General features: G+C 61.9%; 14 protein-coding genes and 1 pseudogene. 8 read left to right on the top strand and 7 right to left on the bottom strand.

Features of this window, described 5'->3' with window-relative positions; translation table 11 throughout:
• Positions 1 to 22: 22 nt before the first annotated feature.
• Positions 23 to 472, bottom strand: coding sequence for a DUF2971 domain-containing protein (locus NKH67_RS24725; protein ID WP_352911332.1), 450 nt, complete (start codon positions 470 to 472; stop codon positions 23 to 25).
• Positions 473 to 482: 10 nt separating this feature from the next.
• A complete protein-coding gene (locus NKH67_RS24720; protein ID WP_352917929.1) occupies positions 483 to 764 on the bottom strand; it encodes a hypothetical protein in 282 nt (93 codons plus the stop codon).
• A gap of 128 nt (positions 765 to 892) precedes the next feature.
• Here NKH67_RS24720 and NKH67_RS24715 point away from each other — a divergent pair, with 128 nt between their 5' ends.
• Positions 893 to 1144: a helix-turn-helix domain-containing protein gene (locus tag NKH67_RS24715; protein WP_352911328.1), complete on the top strand. Its 252-nt coding sequence runs from the start codon at positions 893 to 895 to the stop codon at positions 1142 to 1144.
• Positions 1144 to 2421 carry a type II toxin-antitoxin system HipA family toxin gene (locus NKH67_RS24710; protein ID WP_352911325.1) on the top strand — a complete coding sequence of 426 codons (1278 nt, stop codon included), beginning with the start codon at positions 1144 to 1146 and terminating at the stop codon, positions 2419 to 2421. The genes NKH67_RS24715 and NKH67_RS24710 overlap by 1 nt, the downstream gene beginning before the upstream one ends.
• Before the next feature lie 152 nt (positions 2422 to 2573).
• Here the strand turns inward: NKH67_RS24710 and NKH67_RS24705 are convergent, their stop codons facing one another.
• Both NKH67_RS24705 and NKH67_RS24700 read right to left on the bottom strand, forming a co-directional pair.
• Complete coding sequence (locus tag NKH67_RS24705; protein WP_352911322.1) at positions 2574 to 3068, bottom strand: hypothetical protein; 495 nt, start codon at positions 3066 to 3068, stop codon at positions 2574 to 2576.
• A gap of 49 nt (positions 3069 to 3117) precedes the next feature.
• Entirely contained in the window at positions 3118 to 4287 is a 1170-nt protein-coding gene (locus tag NKH67_RS24700) for a hypothetical protein (RefSeq protein ID WP_352911319.1), read from the bottom strand.
• A 265-nt stretch (positions 4288 to 4552) separates the two neighbouring features.
• On the opposite strand from NKH67_RS24700, the gene NKH67_RS24695 reads away from it, so the two are divergent.
• The 5 genes from NKH67_RS24695 (at position 4553) to NKH67_RS24675 (ending at position 15559) form a co-directional block, all read left to right on the top strand.
• Positions 4553 to 5602, top strand: coding sequence for a hypothetical protein (locus NKH67_RS24695; protein ID WP_353031927.1), 1050 nt, complete (start codon positions 4553 to 4555; stop codon positions 5600 to 5602).
• A 73-nt stretch (positions 5603 to 5675) separates the two neighbouring features.
• On the top strand, positions 5676 to 8969 hold the full coding sequence (locus tag NKH67_RS24690; RefSeq protein WP_353031925.1) for an NERD domain-containing protein: 3294 nt from the start codon (positions 5676 to 5678) through the stop codon (positions 8967 to 8969).
• 423 nt (positions 8970 to 9392) lie between these two features.
• On the top strand, positions 9393 to 10313 hold the full coding sequence (locus tag NKH67_RS24685) for a hypothetical protein (protein ID WP_353031923.1): 921 nt from the start codon (positions 9393 to 9395) through the stop codon (positions 10311 to 10313).
• Positions 10314 to 10532: 219 nt separating this feature from the next.
• Positions 10533 to 13823 carry a DEAD/DEAH box helicase gene (locus NKH67_RS24680; protein WP_353031958.1) on the top strand — a complete coding sequence of 1097 codons (3291 nt, stop codon included), beginning with the start codon at positions 10533 to 10535 and terminating at the stop codon, positions 13821 to 13823.
• A complete protein-coding gene (locus NKH67_RS24675) occupies positions 13820 to 15559 on the top strand; it encodes a phospholipase D-like domain-containing protein (protein ID WP_353031921.1) in 1740 nt (579 codons plus the stop codon). Before NKH67_RS24680 ends, NKH67_RS24675 begins: the two co-directional genes overlap by 4 nt.
• Before the next feature lie 18 nt (positions 15560 to 15577).
• Here NKH67_RS24675 and NKH67_RS24670 read toward each other — a convergent pair whose 3' ends face one another.
• Positions 15578 to 15697, bottom strand: coding sequence for a topoisomerase DNA-binding C4 zinc finger domain-containing protein (locus NKH67_RS24670; RefSeq protein WP_352917951.1), 120 nt, complete (start codon positions 15695 to 15697; stop codon positions 15578 to 15580).
• Here NKH67_RS24670 and NKH67_RS24665 point away from each other — a divergent pair.
• Positions 15665 to 15862, top strand: a pseudogene (locus tag NKH67_RS24665) (hypothetical protein); the annotation flags it as partial. The gene NKH67_RS24670 and the pseudogene NKH67_RS24665 sit on opposite strands and share 33 nt — an antisense overlap.
• Before the next feature lie 67 nt (positions 15863 to 15929).
• Here the strand turns inward: NKH67_RS24665 and scpB are convergent.
• Entirely contained in the window at positions 15930 to 16649 is a 720-nt protein-coding gene (gene scpB / locus NKH67_RS24660) for an SMC-Scp complex subunit ScpB (protein ID WP_352917925.1), read from the bottom strand.
• A gap of 2 nt (positions 16650 to 16651) precedes the next feature.
• Positions 16652 to 17605: a DUF1403 family protein gene (locus tag NKH67_RS24655; protein ID WP_352911304.1), complete on the bottom strand. Its 954-nt coding sequence runs from the start codon at positions 17603 to 17605 to the stop codon at positions 16652 to 16654.
• Positions 17606 to 17698: the final 93 nt, after the last annotated feature.

Here is a 17698-nt window from a genome sequence, read left to right as displayed (position 1 = left end):
TCTGGTGCCTGCTTGCTGGGTCTCAGATATAGCGGGGTTGGCCGAGAAGGGTGGAAAGCTCAAGGCGATCGCTTAGCCCGGCGGCTGCCACATGTTGAGCGACGGTGGCGCGCTCGGCTTCGGTTGTGGTTGAGCCGAGCACGATGCGTTCGATCAGAGTGGGAAGATCGACGTCGACGAGGATGCCGTGTTCGGGAACCCGGACGCCAAATTCCTCGGCCATCCTAACGGAGATTGCAAGCCGATATTCCCGCTCCCATTCAAAGGCCCTGTGCTTGAAGAAGAACCGGTCGAGCATGGCGACGCCGCGCATCCGAACCTGGGTCAGGTCGACATATTGAACCGGACCACCCCACAGATCCTCGACGCCATATTCAGGTTTGAGCCGAAAGGGTTTGAAGGCGGCGCTCATGCGATCGGGCGTCGTGCAGATGGCGATGCCCTTGTGCTCTCCGGCGTAGAGCTTCCACATCGCATCGCTCTCATAGGCGGCACGGTGCCAGGCAGCTTATCTTGGTCAACCGTTTGAGTTGGAAGAAGGCGCGCTCCACACTCTCCATTTCGGCGTAGCGCGGATCAGGCGGCGGCACGTTCAACTGGACGGCGACGGCGCCTTCGAACGGATCGATGAACTGGTTTGCCGATGCGAAATAGAGCCGGCTCTCCGCGAGCGTTGAAAGGAAGCGCTCGAAACGAAAGTAGTTCCAGAGCGTCTCGTTGCCCTCGACAGCAATGTCGCCAACCGTCCGCACGATGCCGCCCATGTTCTCGCAACGCCCGACGTTTATTACCGAACGGTTATTTTTCTGTGCCTTGCCTTGAAACTTCACCAGTCGGTGATATTTTTCCCCTACGAACCGTCTTATCACTGAACGGTCATAGGATGTCAAACATGCACATTCGGGGTGTCGACGACGTTCGTCACTTTCTGCGGGAGGAGCGCAAGCGGCGTGGGCTTACCCAAAGCCAGCTCGCGGATCTTACGGCGACCTCGCAAAAATGGATCAGTGATTTCGAGCGTGGCCGCGTCGATCCGCCAATGTCGATCGTACTCAAGGTGCTGGTGTTGCTGGGCGTGACGATCGCGTTCTCGCCGGCGACAATCTCGGCCAGCGACCCGTCAGACGCAGGATCCGAATTCTGATGCCCGCATCCATCCGACTCTACGGTCTTCCTGTTGGTGTCCTCGATGTTGCCAGGGATGGCGCCTTGTCCTTTCGCTACGAGCAGGGCTGGCTCGAGCGCACGCAATTGCCGCATCATCCGCTTTCTTTAGCGCTCCCTCTCTCGCCAGATCCCTACGACCATGACCACGCCGGCCCGTTCTTCGATGGGCTGCTGCCGGATTCCCAACAGACGCGCGAGGCTCTGGCGCGCTATCTGCAGGTCGATGCCACCGATGATTACGCGCTGCTCTACCAGCTCGGCCGTGATTGCCCGGGCGCGGTCACCGTTATGCCGCTTGAGGATGAGGTGATCGCCGACGAGAATGTCGAGACGAAGTGGGACGTGCTGGACGATGATCGGCTTGCCGAATACATCGAGGCCTTGCCGCGGCGGCCGCTGTTCATCGATGCCGACGGAGAGCTGCGGCTGTCACTTGCCGGGGTCCATCACAAGGCTGGGGTCGGCGTCGTCGATCGCAGGATCGCGCTGCCGAGAGGGCACACCCCTAGCACTCACATTCTAAAGGTCGACATCGACGGTCTGCCGGACTCGATCCGCGTCGAGCATTTCTGCCTGCGCCTGGCTGCGGCCGTCGGCATTCCGGTGCCGTTCTCGACCATCCGCGTGGTCAAGGACACGCCCTACATGGTCATCCGGCGATACGACCGTGTCGGCGTGAACGGGCAAGAGGTTTTCCGCCGTTTGCATCAGGAGGATTTCTGCCAGGCGCTCGGGCGCTTTCCGCGGCAGAAGTACGAAAAGGATGGCGGGCCGGGCTGGCAGGAATGCTTCGAGCTGATGAAGAAGGTCAGCGACGTCGTCACGGCTCGCACGCAACTTCTTGATCGCGCGATCTTCCAGTTCCTGGTTGGCAACCCGGACGCCCACGCCAAGAACTACTCACTGGTCTATCGGCTCGATCGCATCGAGCTCAGTCAGCTCTATGATGTCAACAACGCCGCTGCTTTCCGGTCCTTCTACAAGGAGCAGCGTCCGCGGCTGGCGATGTTCGTCGGTGGCAATCGTGATCCGCTCACGCTGACGCCGGAAAACTGGGAAGCCTTCGCCAAGGATACCGACTTCCGCCCCCGCTACGTACTTCGGCAATTGCTCGATATGGCCGAGCGCCTGATCCCGGCAGCCGAGAAGTTGCTCGCGGAAGTGAAAGGGACCGAGGCCGACAGCAAGCTGCTGGCGCCTGCAGTCGAGGACATCGTTCAGCGCTGCACCGCAGTGCGCGCCTGGAGCGCATAGCTCAAAGATTTCCAGCAGCGCCGCTGCTCGGCGTGGATTTCATAATGTCCGTCAGGAGCGCGTCGATGCTGCCGGCCGATGTAGCTAGCCTTCCATCGACAAAATGTGGAAGGTTGTTCTCTTCTTCATAGTCATAGCTGGCCTCGAAATCCTCAACGGCTTCCCCCGCCAGGGGGCACGCCTCGATCCCTCAGGCGCTCATAGGCAGCGACGACAAAGTTGAACAGAGCGGGGTTGATGTTCACGACCGGACCATACCAATGGAACATCTGTTGGCAGGCCTGCCGAGTCTCCTCCTGATACCGCTTTGTCGTCTCTATCGCCGCGACGACGTTGTCGCGTGGGACGAGGCACAACGTCATCAGATCTGTCGTTATCGGATAGCCGCCGATCGGAATGAGTCTGACGACGTGCCGCAGTTCCTGTTGATGGTGGAAGTAGTTGCGGAGGCACTTGAGCGCCGCAAATTCCTGGACGTCGAAGAAATCGGCAGCAGCTCCAACCTTCAGTCGGTCATTGAGACTGTGTGCCGCCTCCAGGAGCGAAAACAGTGTGTCGCGGCTCGGTGAGACGCAATGCGTCTGGTAGAGCCGAAAGAACCTTTCGGATGCTGCGCCAACATTGGCCAAATCGACATCTTCTGTCACACCGAACCTCCAATCGAATATGCGCGTGTCGAAGCCGTCATGCGCCGTTCTAGCCCGAAGCCTGCGACGAACCGCACTGCAGAAAGGCATCCTGGTTTTCTGGAGGCGACGGTGAGGTTGCCGCGCCGATTAAGGCACACACGCATCCACGCGCAAGCCGTCGAGCGTCCAGTCGCACTTGGCTTGGTATGTCCTGCATCGCCTGGCCATGGAGGAAGTCGCTTCTCTCCTTGAAGAGCGCGAGGTATCGCTCGCCGGCAGAGGCATCGTCCAGGAGCGCCGCCAGGCGCCATGCGACCCGGGCCGTCGCGCCCTGGCGCCGTTGTCTGTTAATTTTCGGGCGCTTCCTCGGGTCATGGTCGATCGGCTGTCCCAATGCGGCCTCGATCACCGTGACATGCGCAAGAAACTCGTCGATCCCATCGCTCGCGAAGGCCTGGATCGCGAAGTGGTCGATCGGGCGATGAAATAGCGGGGAACGTCGAGCCTCCAGGAGTTCAGTCCAGGCTGCATCATCCAGATAGGCTGTTTGGGGTATCGCAGCGTCGGTCAGGGGCAACCGCGTAGGCCGTTCAATCTCCACCATGGCGCCGTCCTCATCTTCGTAGAAGTCCGGCTCCCACGACAATGTGTCGGCATCGGGCGGCGTCGATCGGCGCGCAAACAGGTCGTCTGACAGCGTATGGACCCATGGCACGCGAAAGGGGCGCCAATCCAAGTCGGAATAGCTGGTGACCTCCTCCCAGGGGGCGGTCAGTAGCGCGAAGAGCGCAGCTTCGACCGGAGCGGGGAAGTGCCTTTTGTGCGGTTCGATCCGCCCGAAATCCTGTCGCAGATCGGCGAACAGTCCGGGGAGAACGCGGCCGCCAGATTTTCCGGGGAGGACCACGGTTTCTTCGACGACGAGCCAGGCAAACCGGCTGAAGCGCTGGCTGTCGAAACGCCAGCCGGGCCGTTTTTGCGACAACCCATCGGGGTCGAGGAGATCGTCCAGCTCCTCTGCTGTGAAGTTTCGAATGGCATTGGGTCCAAAACGCAGTTCGGGGACATCGTCGCCGAGATCAAGCGGACAGAGATGTACCAGATGCGCTTCCGTCTGCCTGAAGGCTTGGTCAAGGCGGGCCGCTGCGGTAGCCGGGGAGACAGCAAAGCGGGCGGGTTCGTCGTCGCTCCAGCGAAATCCGAGACCGTAGAGGGCTTGGCTGAGGGCGACGTTCACGGCGTCCTTCGATCCCGCTGATTGATACAGCCCCTGGCAGGTTTCCCCAAGCCTCACAAAGGCGGGGGACGCATATAGATTGCCAGCCACCGGACCTTCGTGGCGCCACAGAGCGTCGACCGCGGACACTAGCTCAAAGGGGAGCGGGTTGTTCAGGACGCGAACTCCTTTGACTATCGGAAGCTGTCCGAATGCGGTGGGTCAAATAATGTAAGGTGCGGCGAGCTGTAATGTCACGGCTGCTGCGCGCATTAGGAGAAGATCCGTGCGATCAATCGTTCCCATTGCAGAACAACTGGACCGCGCACTTGCTGAACTGGCGATTGATCACCCCCTCAATGGGCGGATCGCACTCATCCTCGTCGACAATGGCCTTGAGCTGATGTGCCATCAAAAATGCGCTGACCTATTGTTCGAGGATAGGCACAGGAATTCCCGCAGGCTCACGCAGCGCAGCGACGCACGTGGCCGCGCCTTCGACAGGAAGACCCAATTTCTAAAAGAGCTCGGTCACATCCCGCCCGATCAGGTCCGGGCGATGGCAATCCTGCACGAGTACCGGAACCAACTCTATCATGTCGGGCTCCGCGACGATCCGATCATCGGGCAGCTTGCGCACCTCTATTTCCGCCTGGCTGCTGGGCTGCTCGAGCCGCTCCTGAGTGCGCAGCGTCATCTGCGCTGGGAACCTGAAGTCGTCAGCGATGCGGCACGTCGACTTTTGCCTGAGTTGGTAACGACGAAGTACCGCAGAGCCAGGGTCGATATGACCGGACTACGCGATCGGCTGGTCGCGGCTTGTCCGCAACCGCCAATGCCGGTCGAGCGAGCGTTGAGCGCGCATTTGTTGTTTCGCGTCGACCAGGCGGAGGCGGCTTTCGGCATAATCGCCAAGGGACGCTCAGGAATAGACGACCCTGTCGATACGCTGCGGACGATCCAGCTAGAAGCTGACACGATCGCCGCAATCGTTCGTTTTCGCCGCGATGGCGACAAGGCGCTGAAGGCGAAGGGCCTCCCGCCCAAGCCACTCGATGTGGACGCGCTCGGAATGGCGCGAGGGACGAAAGTGTTAGTCGATCTCAATGCGCGCCTGCTGCCTAGCTGGAAGCCCAGATACCCGCAGTTGCCGTTCGAGAGCTGGAGAAAACGAGCCAACTCGATTGGCGCCAAACGGACGGCCCTGACCGCACTGGAGATGTTTGACCAGATCAGGAAGGAGATTGACCAGTTGGAAGAAATCATGGCCGAACCCATCGAGGACATGCACGGGTGGCACCAGCACCTCGAAGACGTCGCCATGGACAGCCGATAGCATTCGGTCGGTGCGGTCATGATGACCTGCATCGAGGAGTGCTTTTCAGCAGTGAAGCTGTAGAATCCACATCATGAACCAGACACGCCAACTGACGATCTTCTGCGGGGGACCGCTGGAACACGACTCGGAACGTGTCTTCCTGCGCGCCCTCGTTGACCATCTGGCGCGAGGTGCGACGGCGGCCGTCGTCCTGTGCAATTTTCAGCTCAAAGGTCGACAGATCGACTTCGTCGTGGCGACGGAGAATGCCGTCGCCCTCGTCGAAGCAAAAGCCACCAAGCTTCCGGTTCGAGGCGAGATCAATGGCGCGTGGGAGCGGCTGTCGCCGTCCGGGGAGTGGGCATCGTTCCGCAACCCCTATCAGCAGGCGCTCGACGCCAAGAACCGTCTGCGTGATGCCATGGCTCAGGCGGCGCCCATCGGCGATTTCTACCCGGATGGGTTCGTCGCGATGACCGGCGAGCTCCCTGCGGGGTCGACCGTCACTTCGGGCGACTTCAAGGTTCGGATCGGGTCTACTGACGAAGTCCTAGCTGCGTTAGGAGCGACGGGAGGCAGCCCGTGGTCACTCGCGGCTTGGCAGGACTTTGCGCGATCCTTGAAATTGACCGCTACGTCCGTGGACGTCGCGCTGGCTGCCGAAAGTTCCTGGGCGTTTAGCGAGTGGGCGGAACGATATCGGCGGGCGTTCGCTGCGGAATACCAGCCCGATGCCGATCTATGGATCCCGGAAGATGACGAGCAGGCAGAGGCTCTCATCGCATCCACCAATGAGCAGGCTGGCAGCTTCTTGTGGGGACCATCCGGGTGCGGCAAGAGCCTGATGGCAAAGTGGCTGGGCCTCCAACTGACAGCGACGGGCGCCATCTGCCTCTTCGTTTCGGCGAAGCTGTTTTCGGGCTCGTGGGCCGAGGCGGTTCAGCGCGAGATTTCGCTGCTTGTTGATTCCTACGATCCGCGATTCCTGCGCCGGGCCACGCAATTGGGGATACCGGTCGTCCTGATCTTTGACGGCTTGAACGAGCTATCGGCCGACAATGCGCGACAAGCGCTGCGTGGACTCAGGGCTCTCGCAAGGCGGTATGAGGCGCGGGTGGTTGTGACGAGCCAGGAGTCCCGTCCAGAAGGTCTGGCTGGCCTGAGCAGCGTCAGCGTCGGGAAGCCGTCAGAGACCTTGAAGGCACGCATCGCCGAACAGGGACATGGAGTCTTGACCTCGGCGGCAAAGGACGTGCTGCGCGGCGTGCGGAGCGGGTTTGAGGCGCGCATCGTAGGTGAAATCGGCAACGAGCTGCGGTCAAACGTTACGCGCCTTGAACTCGTCGACCAATTCATCCGCACGCGACTGGGTCCACATGCGCGTTCGGGTTCGCTGGGCCTTCGACGGCTCGCGGCGCGCCTCACCGACGAAATGGCCTATTCCCTATCGGAAACTGCCTTCGATGAGTTCATGCTGGCACAGCACCTGACGTTCGACGATTGCGAGGCAATTCTGCGGGCCGGCGTTCTGGAAACTCGAGGCGGCAGCGTGTCCTTCAGTCACGAAATCTTTCAGAGCACGTACGCCGCTCAAGAACTGGTCAGGCTGGCGCAGACGGATCCCTCGAAACTTGGCGTCCAGTTGGGCACGCCGCTCTTTCGTCCACTGGCCCGCGACATCATCGCCGCTCTCGGCACGGAGCCGGCTGGCCGTGCGGTGCTGGACGAAATCACGGACGCAGACATCATTGCCGATGCCGCCGACGGTGAACTTGGTAGCGTGGCGACAGCGACCGCCTGGGCTATTCTCGAGGCCAGCCACGCTAGTCTTCTCGCCGAGATCGCGCAGTCCAAGCTGGTCCTGACGAATGGTGAGGCTTTCAAGCGCCTCGAATGGGAAGGGCACATCGAGTCTCCGCCGACGAGTCGAGCCCGCTATCAGGCCTTGGGCGTTCGCGCGGCCAAGGGCACGGGCATCGAGGAATACCTGGTTTTGTGCCGAGCGATGGATGCAAAACTGCTGGAGGAACGATCACAGCTTGCCGAGGCGGCTCGTGAGGGCAACGTCGCCTTGCGCAGTGAAGCTTTCGCACTGGCCTATTATGGCTTCGGGCCGCGACACAACTTCACGCTCGCCGCGACGCAGGCTGACGCAACGAGGTTCACGCATATCATCGGCAATCGGCCACCGAAGATCGCGATGCGGTCTCTTGTCGGCTTGACCTCGGGCGAGCTCCTGTTCGTTCTCAAGCAACGCCATGAGCTGTTTGGCAAAGAGGATGTCACGCGATTCACGCTTGAGCTGACCGAGGTATTGCGCACGCGGTGGAGATACGAGCCCTATCATGTCCGGCTGGAACTGCTGCACATCGTCGGGTTCGTGCGGGACGCCGAGGAGACGGCGAGGGCTGGCCTTATCGAGGCGATCAACTCCCTCGAGATTCACGCCTGGAACTGGGCGTTGAATTCGAGCGTGATCGATGCCCTCAAGATACTGGGAGCGCTTGACGACGAGGGCGAAGGGCAGCGAGCTGCAATTCGTGAGGAGGTCGTGGCGGTGATCGGGGAAGCGGACAGCGACGACATCCGCGAGCAGGCTCTCAGCGTCTACACGCGGATGTTCGATCACCCGTTTGATTGGATTTATGCCGAGGAAGTCTACGCGTTGCCGGAGGAGACTCAGCGTCTGCTGTATCGGCGGGCCTTTCAGGCTGATGGGATCGGCGATTCCATGAGCGTGAGATACTTGGCGCAAAGGATCGCGGAATACGAAGAGGCATCAGACGCTCCGTTGTTCTCGAACCTGGCGCGACTTCCGTCCCAGACCAACCCGATGAGCCAGGACGAGATGGCTGCGTTCGTGCTGGCGGTTCGCTTCCTCGCACGACACGCTGGGCCGCTCCCGGTTGTGGAGGCCGAGAACGATGCGCAACAGTGCATGGTACTCATCAGAACGCTGGTCTATGCTGCCGAGTCCGGGCGCGACGCCGACCGGGAACAGGCTCGCGCGGCGTGGGAGCAATTGCACGCACTCCGTCCGCAACGCGTCATCGGTTGCCTTGCAGAGATCAACGAGTCGCTGGCGGCAAGTCACGTGGCGGAGCGACCGCCCAACTATCCCGCCCTCAACCTGGTCGATGTGTTTCCGGCCGACCTGCTCGCGGTCAGCCGGAAGTTGGTTGATGAGGGCGTCCCCCCGACATCGTATCATCGGGTCGGCTTTCGTGATCGGGACCTGCATTTCGCCTTTGGCGTGATTGCGAAGCACGGCGACCGCAACGATCTCGGTAGGCTCCGGCGTGTAACTGCAGATCACCCGTTTTCGCAAAAGGCCATAGAGGTCATCCGTGCAATCGAGACATCCGCAACGGCCATCAACCGATAGCCCAGATTCGCGGATTCACCGCTGCATCCACAAAGGCCGTGGCAATGCGCAGTACCTGCCTCATCGATTGGGGCGGCGCGCTTACCCTCGCCAAGATGGGCTGGCCTAGATCTGGTCGAGTTCCTAGCCAGCTCTCCGAAGACAATAGAACGCGGATCGACGGACTCGTCCGGTTGCATGGCGTAATCCTGGACCTCAGCGCGCCGATCCTGCCGACGAAGGGCTTGGGCGATTGGCTGCCCGCGCCACCGGCGTAGCTTGCGGATAGATTCGAATCGCATATGCTGGAGCATGGCTGATCCGGCCATGCCGTCCACATTGGCGAAGCCTGCGGGCAGGAATGAACGATCACCCCGTATGAACCTCTCTCCAAGGTGCGCGGGCCAAGTGGACGCGCCATTGCAGCACCGCCGGAGCGGTTCCATGCGAATCCATTTTCCCGATCTCATTCGGCCGAAACAGGCCGCAAAACATCTCGCTCGAGGTTCGACCGAGCTGAAACTGGCAGCGGTGCACGAGGCACTGGCGCAGGCTCTGGGCTATCGAGACTGGCACGAGCTTTCGATCACGAGTCACCCGAACGGTCTCGCTGCTCCAGATGGTCCAGGTCTCCAGGCCGCGCTTCTCACGATTCTCGAGTTGGCTGATGCCCTTGGCCTTCCGGACGGCCATGTCCAATATGCCGTTTCGAGAGCGCGCCTGCTCCGAGCGACGCCGTGGTCGATCGATGAGCACATGGTCCTGCGCGCATCGATCTGGAGGCGACGTGTTTTCGGGACACCGGGCCGCGGCAAACCCGGAACCGTCGTGAGAGACAAGGCCTATGGCTCAGGCGCCCCGGCCTATCTTCGCTATCCCGGCCGTCCCACCTATCTGCTCTTCGACACCGGATTTGGTACGCGGGCCGACTTCGAGGTGGCCACTCCGCGCTCCCCGCTCCCGGACTTCGTGCCCTCGCGGATTTGGTTGCCCTACGGGGTCTGGCAGCTGACGGACGAATCGGAAGTCCTGTTCTCGCGCGACTACCTACCGATGTGGCGCATATCGGACGATGGAACGGAGCGCCTTGCTCCCTGGCTATGGATTAAGGACATCGCGGAAGAAAACCACTTCGGCAGTCCTGGAACCGCCATATGGGCCTCCGGTCCCGCTCGCAACAGTGCCGTCGGCTACCTTCAGCGCCATCGCATTTTCGAGTTGCCGATGCTGACCGACATCATGCCTCACCTGTTCGAGCCCCACGTCGAGTCCTTGCAGGACGGTGTTGCCCGCCTCTATGCCGCTCGACGCCATGCGGAGGCGCTGCCACCCTACGCCGACCTCAACGATCGTGTTTTGGCGTGATCCCCAGTTTGTTGCCATTTCGCACGGCAAGGCGCACTCGAATCTGCTAAGCGGTAAGTATTGATGGGCTGGGACTATATGGCTGCAGTCAAAAAGAAGACTAATCCGCCGTTAGATGCACGTTTCACATTCGCAGAAGACTCGTTTTCCCGGTTGACGGGCGGGTGGGACTCTCACCTGCGCCCTGCTGTGGGCGTGGCAGACGGCGAGCCATATCTGTTGCGCTTGTTCAAGAAGACGGGCACTGCGCTCGACGATGATCTCCGGGTAATTGTCGGGCGTGGCCTGAGGCGCATCCGGCGTGTGCTTTCCTCCCGTCGCGCGAGAGACGTCCTGGTCGAGGTTCTCGAAACTGCAGAAGACCAGTATGAGCTGGCTATCGTTATGGTAGACCCCGGAAGTCCGATTTCCGGAGCATCACAGCGCCGGAGGACGAGGGAAGGGCGCTACCTTACGAGCGCAAGTCGTGGGGTCTTCTGGCGGAATATGGTCCGCGTGGCAGAGGCGCTTGCGCTGTGTCACGACGCCGGCATCGTGCACGGCGGCGTCAGCTTGCATTCGATATTCTCGCAGCGAGACGATAGTGCCGACTATCGGCTCGGTGGCGTCGAGGCATGCGTCCACATTGCGGACGGCGATCTCAAAGAGCCCGGGCATCTGCTTCGCGCGTCTGCTGTCATCTCCTTCCGACAAGACTGGATGGACTTGGCTGCGGTCGCCGGCACGCTGCTCGGCCTCGATGGTGACAACCCGCCCGCGCTTCTTTCCGTCGAGCGTCGAATGCTGGAACGGCTGGCCAGTCCCCCGCAGTTTCAACTGTTCGACGGTGCGGTCGTCCTCGACGAATTGAGAAATGTCGTCACCGAGCTCCACAGGGTTGGCTCCAGCTCGGAGGGCGAACTCGTTCTTTATCCTTCCCGGGACGTGGTTCAGAGCGATTTGCCGGCCCTCTCTTCGGGCACGATACCCGCAGCGGATGGCGCTGCGATCATGCAGTTTGTTGCCGACAATCTGTTGTCGGCCGGCGTCCGCCTTGTCCCGGCCGACCAGGACACCGTTCGCGTCATGACAGACCTCGCGGTCTATCATGTTCGTGTCATGAGCGACTCTGTCGGGATGATCGTAGCGGCACATCAGCGTCGCCCAAACGAATGGATGCACGGCGCTGTCGACATCGTCCATCAATTGCATCTCTCCCGAAATCGAGCGAGCTCGGAAGAGCGGGTCCAAAACCTCGGGCCAGGCGCCAAGCGCTGGCGGGACCTCCTTGAACCCATCCGGCCCGCCGACGGGACGAGCGACGTTCCAATATGGTTTGCTCTCATCCTCCTCGAGGCCTTTACCCTGCTAAGGGAACAGTTTCGCCTCTATCCGGTCCATGTGCTTCCAACAGCCAATGCCGAGACCAACGTCGTCTGGCTGATGCCCGCCGATGACGCAGGGCGGGATGCGCAGCGTGAAACAATAGGGCTGCGCCCGGCTGCTGAGGCCCTCAGGCGCGAGCTGAAGTATGACGACGGAAAGGCAAACTGGACGCTTTCACAAACGGCGCGTCTGGCGATGGGCCGGGAGCGCGTGCCGGAACTCACCTATGAAGGCAGCGGCCTGATCAACGGGAAGATAGCGTTCGCATTCGGCACCAACCTCGCGATCCAGGCCCGGCAACGGCTTTTCCTGCGCCCCCGCAAGGACACCGGCACCGAACGTGCCATCCGACGACGGCTGCAGAACATCGTCGCCGCCAGGTCCAACGTCGAGCTTCTGAGGGCTTTGGACGATCCCGCGCAGGTTCGAATGGATGACGTGCTGCGCGACATCGCGGCACCCGGCTCGCCGCCAGCCGACGTCGACATGGAAGAATCCAAGGTCGAGGCATGGCAGTCCATCGTCGAAGGCAGATCCATCAATGTCGTTGTCGGGCCGCCTGGGGTGGGCAAGACCTTTTTGATCTCGCACCTGGTGACGAGCATTCTGCATGAAACGCCCGACGCTCGAATCCTCGTATCATCCCAGAACCACGAGACGCTCGTCCACATGGAGGACGAACTCCGCAAATTTCTGCCCGCGTCCTCAACCATCGTCGTTCGCGTCGAGCGGTCGCGCTCCAGCGAGAAAGAGAGCACGCTGAGGCGGAGATCGCAGTTCCTGCTGCGCTCCGTGTCGAAGCCGGATCCGGCCAGCGCCGCGATCATGACGAACCAGCTCAACCAGATCATCCAGGCCCTCAAACCCGTCGATACGTCCGAGCAATCGAGCGCCGACCGCGCTCTCCGCGACACCGATAATCTGATGCTGCGCTCCTCGGATGTGACGCTTGCAACCACGTCGTCGCATATTCTTGAGGAGATGATCGCCGACGGCGAGCAGTTTGACTGGGTCTTCATCGAGGAGGCGGCGCGGGCCAACGGTGCCGAATTGATCGGTGCTCTGCTCTTGGGAAACCGTCGGGTGATCATCGGCGATCACAATCAGCTCTCGCCCTTCGATGCGGCGGATCGCCAGAAATTCTACGACGCGAGCCGGGCCGGTGAGCTCCTGCGTGATGCCAAGGAGAAGCTCGCCGCGATCTCCGATCTGCCGAGCGAGGTGGAGTTGGCGCTCGAGGCGTTGAAGGCAGATCAGTTTCTGCTCAGCGACGTTCTCGCTATAGCGTCACGACTTGAAGAACCCTTCAAGTCGATTGCCGCGCGTGAAGAGATGAGGTTTCGGGACACCGGGCGCCCGAGCACGATCGCCTACACGCTGCGTGAGCAGAGCCGTATGCACCCGGTTATCTGCGAGCTCGTTTCCAACACCTTCTACAAGCGATCGCTGGTGTCCTCAGATCGGGTGAAGGCTCGCCAACCGGCCGTCGAGTGCGTCGACGGATTTCCGGCTTCTCCCATCGTCATTTTGGACCTGCCCTCGTTGAGCGTCGTCAAGCGGCGGGCCTTCGAGCAACCGGCGAAACGCTCGTATCGAAACGAGGTCGAGGCGACGGCCGTTCTAGCCGCCATGAAGAAGCTGCGCCCCATCATCCGCGAGGGCAAGCCGGTGCCAACGCTCGTGGTGCTGTCTCCGTACCTGGCGCAGGTCAATCACCTCGAACGACTGCTCAAGCCTCACATCGACACATCCTCGGGCACCCTGTTTGGCTTTATCAGCCCTCGAGGTGATGGAAAGTTCGTCTACACCAGCGACAGTTTCCAGGGCGGCGAGGCCGATGTCGTCGTGGCGAGCCTCGTGCGCAACAACGTCCTTGTGGGCACCAGAGCCCTTGGCTTCATCAAGAATCCGCAACGCCTGAACGTGTTGCTCAGCCGCGCCAAGCACAAGCTCGTTCTCGCCACCAGCCGGCAGTTCATCCGCAATGCGGTTGAGGGGATCGACCCCGACGCGGTCAATGACGAACTCGGCTTTCTGCGGACCATGCTCGACGAAGTAACCCGCTTGTCCGAAGCCGACTTTCCGTCGGTTGGGAAAGGCGCCTCCATCATCCCCGTGGATGAGCAGGGGAGGCCGATTCCATGAACAACATCTACATCCCGGCGTGGCACTATCGCGCACCCGGCATCGTCCAGCGGACCTGGGGCTGGAGCCCGGTTGAGGAAATGATCCTGCTATCACTCGACCGAAGCCCGGGCACGATCAATCACGTGTCAGAGGCGCTCAAGATTCCCCGACAGGTGGTCGGCTCCACTGTGGCCCGGCTCATGCAGTTCGGACTTGTCGAAGTCCGACTCTCGCCGCACCCCGTCCTCGTCACCAGCAGTATTGGTCATGACTTCATCCGCACCGGGCGCGCCCTTCCTGAACGCTCGGTCGATCGTGAGATCGGCATCAGTGTCGTCTACGAGAAGGTCGGACTGTCCGTCTTCAGGACGAGGGACGTCGACACGATCCCCGTCACCAAGCTTCCCGCCAAAGGCGCAATCATCCGGTTTCCGGAAGGGGAGCCACCAGAGACCCACTATTCGATGATGCAACGCGTCAACGAGTTCATGGTCGGCATGCTGAGGTCTGGTGAATGGCTGCGCGGCGTGCAGGCCAACAGCTCGTTCCTGGAGGCGAAATTCCTTGTGCTCGATCTCGATGAGATCGGAGCTGGCGTCTTTCCGCAAGGCGCGAGCGACCAACTCGTCGAGGCCCTCAAAGCAACGATCAAGACCGGCGTCTTACCAAAGACCACGACACCGCCGCCCGAGCGTTCCGTATCCATAGAGACCCGGTTCAGTGCCAGCGACCTCGTCGTCGGGGCCGAGCAGCACTTGCAACGCTTCGAGCAGATTGTCGGTGCCGCCAAATCCAACGTATTCGTCCTGTCCACGTTCGTGGCTTCTCAGTCCGATGAAAAGGGCATGGATCGTCGGGAACGCATTGTGCGAGCTCTCGAGGATGCGTGCAAGCGCGGCGTGAGATGCCATCTATTCTTCGGCACGTCGCTCGATCGCGCCAAGCATGCCGCAGCCATGCAGGAACTCTATCTGCGCCTATCCGCTGCACGGCAAACCAGAGGATATCTCCTGGTGCAGAGGGATCCTGTCGAGAGTCATGCCAAGTTCCTCGTTGCCGACGACGGCCACGACGGCGCGGTGATGCTGATGGGATCGTGCAATTGGCTCCACTCTCCGTTCTCGGCCGTTGAAGTCTCCGCCGAGCTCAGAGAGCCCAACGCGGCCGCAGAAGGTCTGGATCTGCTCCGCGAGATTGTCTCCAGGCTCTCAAGTGCCAGCCGATCCGTGGAGACACTACAGTTCATGGCATCCGAGCTGCGCCGCCAGCGAAACATGCTGTCCACCTCTGAAGAGGCGCAAGCGCCTGCAGCGACGCTGACGATCCTGTATGCCGCTGACCACGAGCGCCTGCTGCGCGCTGCGGCCCACGATGCGCGACAGCGCTTCGTCTGTTGTACCAACAAGGTCGGCGCGAACATGGTGCCGGCGCTGTTCGATCCCGCCGAGGTCGCTGGCCGGCGACTTAGCGGCGTTCGCATCTACTATTCGCGCCGGACCGGCCCGGTGAAGCGCAGCCACGTGACAAAGCATCGGGAACGGCTCCATGGCATAGTCGACCTCACAGGCGTGCCGGAACCGCAGCTGCATGCGAAGTTTCTGGCCTGGGACACCGACCATGTCGTCGTCAGCAGTCTGAACTGGGGGTCCCAGTCTGGACTCGAGGACAACCCGCTCGATGAAATCGGTCTCTATCTGGAGGGGCCAAGCCTGGCGACGTCGTTGCTCGACAACTTCGAGCGCGAACTCGAATGAGATGGCCGCGGCGATCCGTTATTTCAGGCGTGCCGTATCTTCGCAGTTGGGGAACTGGCTGCAGCCCAGAAAACGGCGATTGGCGATTCCGGTCCGCTCGACCAAGTGACCGGCCCGACACGCCGGACACTGGCGCAGAAGGTCGCCGGCGACAGTCTCGAAGCGGAGGTTGTCACCGGCGATCTCGGAGAGCTCTCGGATGTATCGGGATGGTTCCCCGGGCGTTCCCCATCGTGGAAGCTTGCGGATTTGGCTATCACGGCCGAACTTCGGGGCATCCTGTTTCCGTCGCTGCGCCACGCAGGCGGCACCAACCTGGTGGTCTTTCCGGCCAATCGTTCAGCTGAGGGCATGACTCGGCAACGCCCGATCAAAATACCTGGTCCTCAACACTATCGCCGTAGGCTTCTTCCTCTTCGCCGCCCCTCTCCCCAACAAGCCCCACCGAAATGTCTCCCGCCAGTAGCTTTTCCTTCGACAGCAGCCCGGCGTCCTCGAGCGCCTCGAAATCCGGCAGGTGGCGCAGCGTGTCGAGCCCGAACTGCGACAGAAAATTTTTGGTCGTTACGTAGGTGTAGGGCGCCCCCGGCTGCGGCGAGCGCGGCCCCGAGGCGATCAGATCCTGCGCGCGCAGAATGCCGATCAGGTCGCGCGACACCTCCTTGCCGAAGAAGGAAGAAAGCTCGCCACGCGTGATCGGCTGGAAATAGGCGATGCACATCAAAACCAGCGCGTCGGATTGCGACAGTTCTTTTGCCCCCTCGCCCGCTGCCGTGCCGAAGGCGGCGCGGATGGCGTCGCCAAAAATCTTCTTGGTCCGGTGCTGCCAGCCGCCGGCGATCGCGACCAGCTCATAGGGGCGGCCGGCGAGCTCGGCGCGGATGTCGTCGATGATCAGCTCGATATTGCAGTTTTTTCCCACCACCCGCGCGAGCACACTACGTGTCACCGGTTCATTTGCCGCAAAGATCACCGCTTCGACGCGGCCCATCCACTCGCGCCAGCGCAGTTCTGCCGGAAGATGCTCCAGCTCGGTATCCAGCAAATCCGGCTGACCGTTTGGCTTCCGGCGGGCAGACGCTTCGCTCATCGCTACAACCCAAACAGCCGAAAGGTGGTACGGCCGGAGAGCTCGCGGACGGCATCCAATTGTTGCAGCCGGTCGAACAGGCGCCGCGCCGCAAAGCGGGACAGGTTCTTGGTCGTCAGCGAGCCCGAAACGGCGTCGTCGTCGAGCAGTTTTTGGATCACCTCGCTCGCCCCCTTTGCCCTGAGCTTCGGTGCGACGGCGATGAGCCGCTCCGCGCGCCGCGACAACTCGGCGGCCAACCGGCAGGCGTCCGCGGCGGCCGCAACGAGCGCGACGCAAACCGCGCGCTCAAAATCTTTGTCCCCCGGCCGAATGCGCTTGCCGCCGGCGTCGGGGCGAAAAGCCGGACCAAAGGCCTGGGCGATCAGCAGCGGCAGCGACCGCGGCCAGCGCAGGTTTTGCGCCAGCACCAGGTCGGCGAGCCACCAGGCGAAGAGCTCGGCATCGGGCCGCATGGCGACGACGTGGGCGGCGATCGCCGCGGCGGCGAACGGCGCCGGCCGCTGCAACCCCGCCAGGTTTTCGATCTCCGTGCAGAGGTTGGCGAGCGCGGGACCGTTCCAGTGAAGACCAAGCTGGTCGAGGGTTTTGGCCAGCCGATCGGCGCTGGCGATGGGCGGCTGCGCGGAAAGCTGCCGCCAGGCGCTATAGATGGCGCCGGCGGGGCCGGGATCGGCGCCGGCCGGGCGCAGGTACCAGGCGTCACGCAGGGCGGCCTCGTCTTCTGAGCGGCCGGCGAGCCGCATGCCGGCGGCGGCACAGCGAAGCGCCAGCCGCTGCCGCCAGGCCCCGGCCCAGCTGGCTTGCGCGCGGGCGAGCGTGTCGAGCGCGCCCAAGGCGGCGCCGGCCCGGAAGGCGGCGTCTGTGTCGCTGACGTCGCGGGCGGGCGTGAGTGCCCAGGCCGGCACGGTCGGCGGCGCGGCGCGGCTGGCAGTCGCGGGATCAAGGCGAATCATGATTTTGGAGGGTAAAGTGGCCGTGCGCTTTTCGCCATCAATTTCGCGTTAAAACGCACAGCCTGTCGTGGCGACAAAACGAACGATAATCTT

Origin of the sequence: Mesorhizobium sp. M0968 (genome assembly GCF_040319065.1) — a bacterium.
GTDB lineage: Bacteria > Pseudomonadota > Alphaproteobacteria > Rhizobiales > Rhizobiaceae > Mesorhizobium.
Note: the sequence above shows the minus strand (reverse complement) of the source record. Positions and strands in the feature narration are given on the sequence as shown.